The 8492-nt window shown below is 70.7% G+C and carries 10 protein-coding genes; 7 read left to right on the top strand and 3 right to left on the bottom strand.

Annotated elements, in window-relative coordinates; translation table 11 throughout:
- A partial coding sequence (locus tag AC27VN_RS24605) for an RNA 3'-terminal phosphate cyclase (protein ID WP_490878210.1) occupies positions 1-471 on the top strand: 471 nt, incomplete at its 5' end.
- A gap of 9 nt (positions 472-480) precedes the next feature.
- On the opposite strand, the gene AC27VN_RS24610 is transcribed toward AC27VN_RS24605, so the two are convergent.
- Positions 481-930 carry a MarR family winged helix-turn-helix transcriptional regulator gene (locus AC27VN_RS24610; protein ID WP_057596600.1) on the bottom strand — a complete coding sequence of 150 codons (450 nt, stop codon included), beginning with the start codon at positions 928-930 and terminating at the stop codon, positions 481-483.
- 73 nt (positions 931-1003) lie between these two features.
- On the opposite strand from AC27VN_RS24610, the gene AC27VN_RS24615 reads away from it, so the two are divergent.
- The 6 genes from AC27VN_RS24615 to AC27VN_RS24640 all read left to right on the top strand — a co-directional run bounded on the left by AC27VN_RS24615 (position 1004) and on the right by AC27VN_RS24640 (position 7164).
- Entirely contained in the window at positions 1004-1990 is a 987-nt protein-coding gene (locus AC27VN_RS24615) for a Bug family tripartite tricarboxylate transporter substrate binding protein (protein WP_490878211.1), read from the top strand.
- A gap of 7 nt (positions 1991-1997) precedes the next feature.
- Positions 1998-2969, top strand: coding sequence for an amidohydrolase family protein (locus AC27VN_RS24620; RefSeq protein WP_490878212.1), 972 nt, complete (start codon positions 1998-2000; stop codon positions 2967-2969).
- A gap of 1 nt (position 2970) precedes the next feature.
- Positions 2971-4191 (top strand): 3-hydroxybenzoate 6-monooxygenase, encoded by a 1221-nt coding sequence (locus AC27VN_RS24625; protein WP_490878213.1) that lies wholly within the window; start codon positions 2971-2973, stop codon positions 4189-4191.
- Positions 4188-5597: an MFS transporter gene (locus AC27VN_RS24630; RefSeq protein WP_490878214.1), complete on the top strand. Its 1410-nt coding sequence runs from the start codon at positions 4188-4190 to the stop codon at positions 5595-5597. The genes AC27VN_RS24625 and AC27VN_RS24630 overlap by 4 nt, the downstream gene beginning before the upstream one ends.
- A complete protein-coding gene (locus tag AC27VN_RS24635; protein WP_490878215.1) occupies positions 5594-6004 on the top strand; it encodes a DoxX family protein in 411 nt (136 codons plus the stop codon). Before AC27VN_RS24630 ends, AC27VN_RS24635 begins: the two co-directional genes overlap by 4 nt.
- A gap of 98 nt (positions 6005-6102) precedes the next feature.
- Positions 6103-7164, top strand: coding sequence for a maleylacetate reductase (locus AC27VN_RS24640; protein WP_490878216.1), 1062 nt, complete (start codon positions 6103-6105; stop codon positions 7162-7164).
- Positions 7165-7264: 100 nt separating this feature from the next.
- On the opposite strand, the gene AC27VN_RS24645 is transcribed toward AC27VN_RS24640, so the two are convergent.
- On the bottom strand, positions 7265-7723 hold the full coding sequence (locus tag AC27VN_RS24645; protein WP_490878217.1) for a hypothetical protein: 459 nt from the start codon (positions 7721-7723) through the stop codon (positions 7265-7267).
- Between the two features lie 168 nt (positions 7724-7891).
- Positions 7892-8492 (bottom strand): adenylate/guanylate cyclase domain-containing protein (locus AC27VN_RS24650; RefSeq protein ID WP_490878218.1); only part of this gene is annotated, 601 nt, incomplete at its 5' end.

An 8492-nucleotide genomic window follows, 5' to 3' on the forward strand; every position in this document is an offset into this window, starting at 1 on the left:
CATGCCGAGTGCCTGGCGCCGGGCATCGCGCGCCATGTGATGACGCGCGAGCTCGAGACCCTGGGCGCGGCGATGGGCTGGACCGGCGAGCAGCTGCGCTACGGCGCCACGCGGCAGAACGAGGGCCCGGGCAATGCGCTGATCGCGACGCTGGTGCATGCCGAGGTGACCGAGGTGTTCACGGCCTTCGGCGAGAAGACGCTGAGCGCCGAGCAGGTGGCGCATGCGCTGGTGAAGGAGCTGCGCGACTTCCTCAAGAGCGAGGCGGCGGTCGGGCCGCACCTGGCCGACCAGCTCGCGCTGCTGCTGGCGCTGGCGACCTGGCAGAGCGGCCGCGGCGCGGCATTCACCTGCAGCGAGGTGACCGAGCACACGCGCACCAACTGCGCGGTGATCGAGCGCTTCCTGCCAGTGCGCTTCGCGATCGCGCAGGCGCGCGCGGCCTCGACGGTGCGCGTCGAGCCAGCCTGAGCCGGCGCCTCAGGCCAGCGGCGTCGCGTTCGCGTACAGCCGCAGCAGCATCGCGCGCAGGGTCTTCACCTCGGCCGGGCTGAAGTCGGAGATCGCGACCGCCTCGTAGTGCTGTGCGAGCGGGATCAGCTCGAGCGTGAGCGCGAGCCCGCGCTCGGTCAGCGCGATGCGCACCGCGCGCTTGTCGGTGTCGCACTTCTCCCGCATCACCAGCTCGTTGGCCGCCAGGCGGTCGACGATGCGCGACAGCGCCGACAGGTCGGTCGAGGCGTGCGTCGCGAGCTCCGAGAGCGTCTGGCGCGGCGTGTGCTGCAGCGAGGCGCACACGCGCCACTCGCTGAGGCTCAGCCCATAGGGCTTGAGGGCCTTGGCGAAGGCATTGCCCATGCGTGCGCCGGCGCGTGCCAGCAGGAAGGGAATGGCCTTTTCGAGGTCGTGTTCTTGGCTCAGGGTTTTCATCTAGACATGCTTGATTGTTCAAGTATATAGTCCGCCCACTTATTTGAATAATCAAGTAAATGGAGACAAGAAGATGAGCCTCGGACACTCGCGCAGGCACGCCGTCGCGGCCCTGCTGGCCCTCGTTTCGGTACTGCCGGCCGCACAGGCGCAGACGGCCACGAAATGGCCGGCCCAGGCCGTGCGCTTCATCGTGCCGTTCCCGGCCGGCTCGGCGCCCGACGTGCTGATCCGCCTCGTGGGCGCGAAGCTCGGCGAGAAGTGGGGGCAGGGCGTGATCGTCGACAACAGGCCCGGCGGCAGCGGCGTGATCGGCATGAACAGCATCCTCGCCGCGCCCGCCGACGGCTACAGCTTCGGCTTCGTGCAGGGCTCGGCGATCTCGGTGGCGCCGAGCACGATCAAGGGCGTGAGCTACGACTTCAACCGCGACTTCGTGCCGGTCACGCTCGCGGCGGTGGCGCCCTTCATGCTCGCGGTGCCCGGCAACTCGCCGCACAAGACGCTGGCCGACTTCATCGCGGCCGCGCGCGCCAGGCCGCAGGGCGTCGAGGTGGCCGACAACGGCCGCGGCACGGCGCCCCACCTGGCCTCGGCGCTGCTCGGGTTGCAGTCGGGCGCGCAGTTCCTCGAGGTGCACTACCCGGGCGGCGCGCAGGCGATGCAGGCCACGCTCGGCGGCCAGACCCAGATGATGGTCGAGACCTACAACGTGGTCGCGGGCAACGTGCAGGGCGGCCGCATGCGCATCCTGGCCAGCATGGGCGACCGCGTGGAGCCCGGCCTCGAGGCCTTCCCGCTCGCGAGCAAGACTGTGCCCGGCGCGGTGGCGCACGGCTGGTTCGCGGTGATCGCGAAGAAGGGCGTCGACGCGCAGGTGCTCGCGAAGCTCAACAAGGACATGAACGAGGCGCTGCTGCTGCCCGAGGTGGTCGCCAAGTCGCGCGAGCTCGGCACCTATCCGCGCCCCGGCACGCCCGAACAACTGGCGCGCTACATCGCCGAGGACCGCAAGACCTGGCAGGACGTGCTCGACAAGCTGAACATCAAACCGGAGTGAACACCCCATGAAAGACAAGATTGCGCTCGAAGAGCATTTCGCGATCGACCTGACGATCGCCGACTCCCAGGTCTATGCACGGCCCGAGGTGTGGCAGACCCTCAGGAGCAACCTGCTCGACTTCGAGCAGCAGCGCCTCGAGCAGATGGACCAGTGGGGCACGGCCTTCTCGATCCTCTCGCTGAACTCGCCCGCGGTGCAGGGCATTCCCGATGCGGAGCGCGCGGTGGAGGTCGCGAAGCGCGCCAACGACGTGCTGGCCGAGCAGGTGCGCCGCCATCCCGCGCGCTTCGGCGGCTTCGCGGCGCTGCCGCTGCAGGACCCCGAGGCCGCGGCGCGCGAACTCGAGCGCTGCGTGAAGGAACTGGGCTTCCACGGCTTCCTGGTCAACGGCTTCTCGCAGGTCGGTGACGAGCAGACGGTCGTCTACTACGACGACCCGCGCTTCGCCGATTTCTGGCGCGCCGCCGCGGCGCTGGGCAAGCCCTTCTACATGCATCCGCGCGACCCGCTGCTGCCGCGCGAGCCGATCTACGAAGGCGCGCACTGGCTCACCGGCCCGACCTGGGCCTTCGCGGTGGAGACCGGCATCCATGCACTGCGCCTGCTGTCGAGCGGCCTGTTCGACCGCCATCCCGCGCTGCAGATGATCCTCGGCCACTTCGGCGAGGGCATCCCGTTCAACATCTGGCGCGTCGACCACATCCTGCGCAAGGGCCGCCGCGGCATGCCTTGCGACAAGGAGATCGGCGACTACCTGCGCAGCAACGTGCACATCACGACCAGCGGCAACTTCCGCACGCCCACGCTGCTGTCGACGATGCTCGAGGTGGGATCGGACCGCATCATGTATTCGGTCGACTATCCGTTCGAGAAGCACGAGGACGCGGCGCGCTGGTTCGACCGCTGCGAGATCAGCGAGAACGACCGCCGCAAGATCGGCCGCGACAACGCGCGCCGGCTGTTCGGGCTCAACTGAGATGGGCGCTGCGAAAGACACGCGGCCGGTGCTGGTGGCCGGCGGCGGCATCGGCGGGCTGGCGGCGGCGCTCGCGCTGGTGCGCGAGGGTTACCGCGTCAAGGTGATCGAGCAGGCGGGCCGGATCGGCGAGATCGGTGCCGGCATCCAGCTGAGCCCGAACGCCTTCGCGGCCTGCGATGCGCTCGGCGTGGGCGCGCAGCTGCGCACCAAGGCGGTCTACACCGACGAGATGGTGATGTTCGATGCGCTCGATGCGCGGCGCGTGGCGGGCATCTCGCTAGCCGACGCTTTCCGCGAGCGCTTCGGCAATCCCTATGCGGTGATCCATCGCGCCGACATCCATGGCGCGCTGCTCGACGGCGTGCAGTCGGCGCGCGACGGCCAGATCGAGTTCCTGACCTCGACCAAGGGCGTGAAGATCGAGCAGGACGCGGAGGGCGTGACCTTGATCGACGCGCAGGGCGGGCGCCACGAAGGCCAGGCACTGATCGGCTGCGACGGCGTGCGCTCGGTGGTGCGCCAGCAGTACGTGGGCGACGGCATCCGGGTGTCGGGCCACGTGGTGTTCCGCGCGGTGGTCGACACGGCCGAGTTCCCCGAGGCGCTGCGCTTCACCGCGCCGTGCATCTGGGTCGGCCCCAACTGCCACCTGGTGCACTACCCGCTCAAGGGCGGCGACAAGTTCAACCTGGCCGCCACCTTCCACAGCGACCGGCCCGAGGAATGGGGCTCGATGGACGGCGACCCGGCCGAGCTGCTGCGCTTCTTCGCCGGCACCTGCGAGCGGGTGCAGCAGATCCTGCGCGTGCCCCAGGCCTGGAAGCGCTACTCGACCGCCGACCGCAACCCGATCGAGCAATGGACCTTCGGCCGCGCCACCCTGCTGGGCGACGCCGCGCACCCCATGGTGCAGTACCTCGCGCAGGGCGCCTGCATGGCCTGCGAGGACGCGGTCACGCTCGGCCTCGCGCTGCGCCGCACGCAGGGCGACTGGCCGCGCGCGCTCGCGCTGTACGAGCGTTCGCGCGTGGCGCGCACCGCGCGCGTGGTGCTGTCGGCGCGCGAGATGGGGCGCATCTATCACGCCAAGGGCGTGGAGCGGCAGGTGCGCAACAGCATGTGGAAGGGCCGGCCGCAGGCGCGCTTCTACGATGCGCTCGAATGGCTCTACGGCTGGAGCGCTGAGCACTGCCTGGATCTCGACGAGGCCGTCGCGTGAGGGCCATCGCCGAATCCGCGGGCACGGGCGGTGCCGCCGAAGTGCGCGCGCCGATCGACATCCCCGCGCTGATCGACAGCCATCCGGTCAGCAGCTTCCAGCGCTGGATCCTGGTGCTGGTGGGCTGCGCGGTGGTGATGGACGGCTTCGACGTGCAGGCGATGGGCTTCGTGGCGCCCGCGATCGTGCACGAATGGGGCATCGAGAAGGCCGCGCTGGGCCCGGTGTTCGGTGCCGGCCTGCTGGGCATGCTGGTCGGCTCACTGGTGCTGAGCATCTGCGCCGACCGCTTCGGCCGCCGGCCGGTGCTGATCGCGGCCACGGTGTTCTTCGCGCTGTGCATGCTCGCCACCACGGGGGTCCACACGCTGGGCCAGCTGCTCGCGATGCGCTTCGTCACCGGCATCGGGCTGGGCGGCATCATGGCCAACGCCAGCGCGCTGGCCAGCGAGTACAGCCCGCACCGGCGGCGCGTGACGCTGATGATGTGGGTCTCGTGCGGTTTCACCGGCGGCGCGGTGCTCGGCGGCGCGATCAGCGCGCTGCTGCTGCCGCTGGGCGGCTGGCGCGCGGTGTTCGTGTTCGGCGGCGTGGTGCCGCTGGTGATCGCGGCGCTGATGCTGCGCTACATGCCCGAGTCGATGCAGTTCCTGGTGCTGCGCGGACGCCGGCTCGACCGGGTGCAGCAATGGCTGCGCCACATCGCGCCCGGCGTGCCGGTGGATGCCGCCAGCCGCTACGTGGTGCACGAGGCGAAGCAGGACGGCGCGCCCGTGGCCGAGCTGTTTCGCGGCGGCCGCGCGCGCGCCACGCTGCTGCTGTGGGGCATCAACTTCCTCAACCTGCTGAACCTGTTCTTCCTCGCCAACTGGCTGCCCACGCTGGCGGTCGACGCGGGCTACAGCGCGAACGTGGCGGTGGCCGCCGGCACGCTGCTGCAGGTGGGCGGCGTGGTGGGCACGGTGGCGATGGGGCCGCTGATCGACCGCGTGGGCTTCTACCGCGTGCTGGTGCCGGTGTTCGCGCTCGCGGTGCTGACCATCGCGCTGATCGGCAAGCCCGCGCTGCCGCTCGCGGCCATGCTGGCGGCGGTGGTGGTCAGCGGCTTCTGCATCGTCGGCGCGCAGCCGGCGCTGATCGCGCTGGCCTCGAGCGTCTATCCGACCACGGTGCGCGCCACCGGCATGGGCTGGAGCCTCGGTATCGGCCGCGCGGGTTCGATCGCGGGGCCGCTGGTGGCGGGCTGGCTGATCGGGCTGCACTGGTCGAACGGCGCGCTGTTCGTGGCGGCGGCGCTGCCCGCGCTGCTGTCGTGCGCGATGGTGTTCTGCATGGGGCGCACGGGATTCGGCAAAGGCAACAACGGCAACAACGGCGCGGCGACGCGCGAAGGAGAAAAGACATGACGACGGCAACGGTGGGCGCGCGCGAGGGCGGTGCGGCGGTGGTGGCGGCACGCGTGCTGATGGCCGCGATCTTCCTGATCGCGGGCACGCGCAAGCTCATGACCTATGGCGCCACGCTCGGCTATTTCGCCAAGCTCGGCATCCCGCTGCCCGACGTGGTGCTGCCGCTGACCATCGCGCTCGAGATCGGCGGCGGCCTGCTGCTCGTGGCCGGCTGGCGCGTGAAGTGGGTGGCGGGCGCGCTCGCGCTCTTCACCATCGCCACCGCCTTCGCGGCCCATGCCTTCTGGGCGGCCGACGCGGCGCAGTTCAATGCGCAGCTCAACAACTTCCTCAAGAACGTGGCGATGGTGGGCGGCTTCCTGCTGCTGATCGTGCAGGCCCGCGCCACAAGCACTGTGCACTGAGCGGAAAACTGCTTTCCGTTCGCGGCATGGCAGCGCGCGCGGGCGCGCGGGAGACTCGCGGCGGGCGCCTCGCGCCCTGAAAAAAGAAAGCCCGACGCATGACCATTTCTTCCTTCGTCTACAACAGCGCGCCCCAGCGCGTGGTCTTCGGTGCCGGCGCGCTGCAGCACCTGGCGCGCGAGATCGAGGCGCTCGGCGCGCGCCGCGCGCTGGTGCTGTCCACGCCCGAGCAGCGGCCGCAGGCCGAGCGCATCGCCGCCCTGCTCGGCGACCATGCGGCCGGCGTGTTCGACCGCGCCGTGATGCACGTGCCGATCGAAACGGCGCGCGAGGCGCGCGAGGTGGCGCGGCGGCTCGATGCCGATTGCGCCGTGGCCATCGGCGGCGGCTCGACCACCGGCCTGGGCAAGGCGATCGCGCTCGATTCGGGGCTGCCGATCCTCGCCATTCCCACCACCTATGCGGGCTCCGAGATGACGCCGATCTACGGCATCACCGAGGCCGGCCTCAAGAAGACCGGCAAGGACGCACGCGTGCTGCCGCGCACCGTGATCTACGACCCCGAGCTCACGCTGAGCCTGCCGGTGGCGATGAGCGTGACCAGCGGCATCAACGCGATCGCGCACGCGGCCGAAGGCCTGTACGCGGTCGACGCCAATCCGATCATGGACCTGATGGCGGTGGAGGGCATCGCCGCGCTGGGCCGTGCGCTGCCCGTGCTGCGTGCGTCGGCCCAGGACCTGGCGGCGCGCGGCGACGCGCTGTACGGCGCATGGCTGTGCGGCACCGTGCTCGGCAACGTCGGCATGGCGCTGCACCACAAGCTCTGCCACACGCTCGGCGGCAGCTTCAACCTGCCGCATGCCGAGACCCACACCATCGTGCTGCCGCATGCGCTGGCCTACAACGCCGCGGCCACGCCGCGCGCCATGGAACGCATCGCCAGCGCGCTCGGCGGCCGCAGCGCGGCGCAGGCCGTGTACGAGCTCGCGCGCGACAACGGCGCGCCGGTGGCGCTGCGCGACATCGGCATGAAGGAAGCCGACCTCGACGTGGCCTGCGCGCAGGCGTTGCAGAACCAGTATCCGAATCCGCGCCCGCTGGAGCGCGACGCGATCCGCGCGCTGCTGCAGAACGCCTGGGAAGGCGCGCGGCCCTGAGCGGCCGCTTTTCTCCTCTACCCCAAAAGAAGAAGGGCGAGAAGGGCCCGCCGTGCTGGCGGGACCTTCGCGCCCTTCGCGCGAGGTCCGGGTGCTGCTATCAGTTGGCCGCTTCGCCGCCTGCGCGCTGCGTGCTGGCCACCGAGGGCACGCCCTGCAGCTGCTTCACTTCGGCCAGATAGGCCGGGCTGTTGCGCAGGCGCTCGTAGGCGGCCGTGCGCTGGCGGAAATCGGGGTTGGTGCTGTCGATGCCGTCGATGCGCGCGTACTGGTTGAGGCCGGCGCGGGTCCACAGCGCGAGGTCGGCCTTCACTTCGGCGCGGCTCAGCGCGCCCGCGGCCACATTCTCGCCGGCGGTGCTGCCGACCCATGCTTCCTGCGGTGCCTGGGCCACGGTCTTCGAACGGTCCAGGTCGGCGCGCACGTCGGTGCGGCTCAGCGCGCTGCCGGTGGTGGCGATCGGCGCGCCCACCCAGGCTTCGGCCGGCACGGTCTGGGCCGAGGCGGCGCCGGCTGCGAGTGCGAAAGCGGAGAGGGCGATGAGTTGCTTGGTGTTCATGATGAGAGTCCCTTCGGATGTCTGTGTGGGCGGCGGACATTCGTCGTTGCCACGGGATGCAGTGTGAAACCGCATCGTGGTTCGCGCTGTGCGTTTGCGCACTGCTTTCGATCGATCGCGCGCGGGCCGTGAACCCCACTGGCAGTGGGGAGAAACGAGGACGAAGGCTCAGGCCGTTCGCACCGCGTACAGCACCGCCAGCGGCTCGGTGCGCCCGCGCACCGCGAGCATCTCGGGCTCGCCGAGCGTGTCGGCCGCGCCGGCCTGCTGCGCCGCGAACAGCGAGAGCACCAGCCGCGCCGAAGCCTTCTTCGAATGGTCCTGCAGCCGGCTCGCGGTGTTGACCACCTCGCCGATCGCGGTGAAGGTGGTGGTCTCGAGGTAGCCGACCTCGCCGACCGCGGCGCGGCCCGCATGCAGGCCCATGCCGAAGTCCAGCCGCTGGCCGAACTGGGCCTCGAAGCCCTCGCTCCAGGCGTCCATGCGCTCGCCGATCAGCGCGGTGGCGCGCAGCGCCTGGCGGCAGGCGGTGGCGAGGTCGGTCTCGAGGCCGAAGATCGCCATCACGCTGTCGCCGATGAACTGGTTGGGCACGCCGCCGGCTTCGCGCACGGCGGCGCCCACGGTGGCGAAGTAGCGGTCGAGCACGTAGGCGAGGTCGAAGGGCCACTGCCGCTCCGACAGCCCCGACCAGCGCCGCAGGTCGACGAACAGGATCGCCACGTCGCGCTCGTGGCCGAAGCTGCCCACGGGCGCGGGCCGGCCCTCG

This window comes from Variovorax sp. 20P10.2.4 (assembly GCF_058244205.1).

Excerpts from the sequence above, each read along its gene's own strand:
- AC27VN_RS24610 (WP_057596600.1), bottom strand. The coding sequence starts at position 930 with ATGAAAACCCTGAGCCAAGAACACGACCTCGAAAAGGCCATTCCCTTC.
- AC27VN_RS24615 (WP_490878211.1), top strand. The coding sequence starts at position 1,004 with ATGAGCCTCGGACACTCGCGCAGGCACGCCGTCGCGGCCCTGCTGGCC.
- AC27VN_RS24620 (WP_490878212.1), top strand. The coding sequence starts at position 1,998 with ATGAAAGACAAGATTGCGCTCGAAGAGCATTTCGCGATCGACCTGACG.
- AC27VN_RS24625 (WP_490878213.1), top strand. The coding sequence starts at position 2,971 with ATGGGCGCTGCGAAAGACACGCGGCCGGTGCTGGTGGCCGGCGGCGGC.
- AC27VN_RS24635 (WP_490878215.1), top strand. The coding sequence starts at position 5,594 with ATGACGACGGCAACGGTGGGCGCGCGCGAGGGCGGTGCGGCGGTGGTG.
- AC27VN_RS24640 (WP_490878216.1), top strand. The coding sequence starts at position 6,103 with ATGACCATTTCTTCCTTCGTCTACAACAGCGCGCCCCAGCGCGTGGTC.
- AC27VN_RS24645 (WP_490878217.1), bottom strand. The coding sequence starts at position 7,723 with ATGAACACCAAGCAACTCATCGCCCTCTCCGCTTTCGCACTCGCAGCC.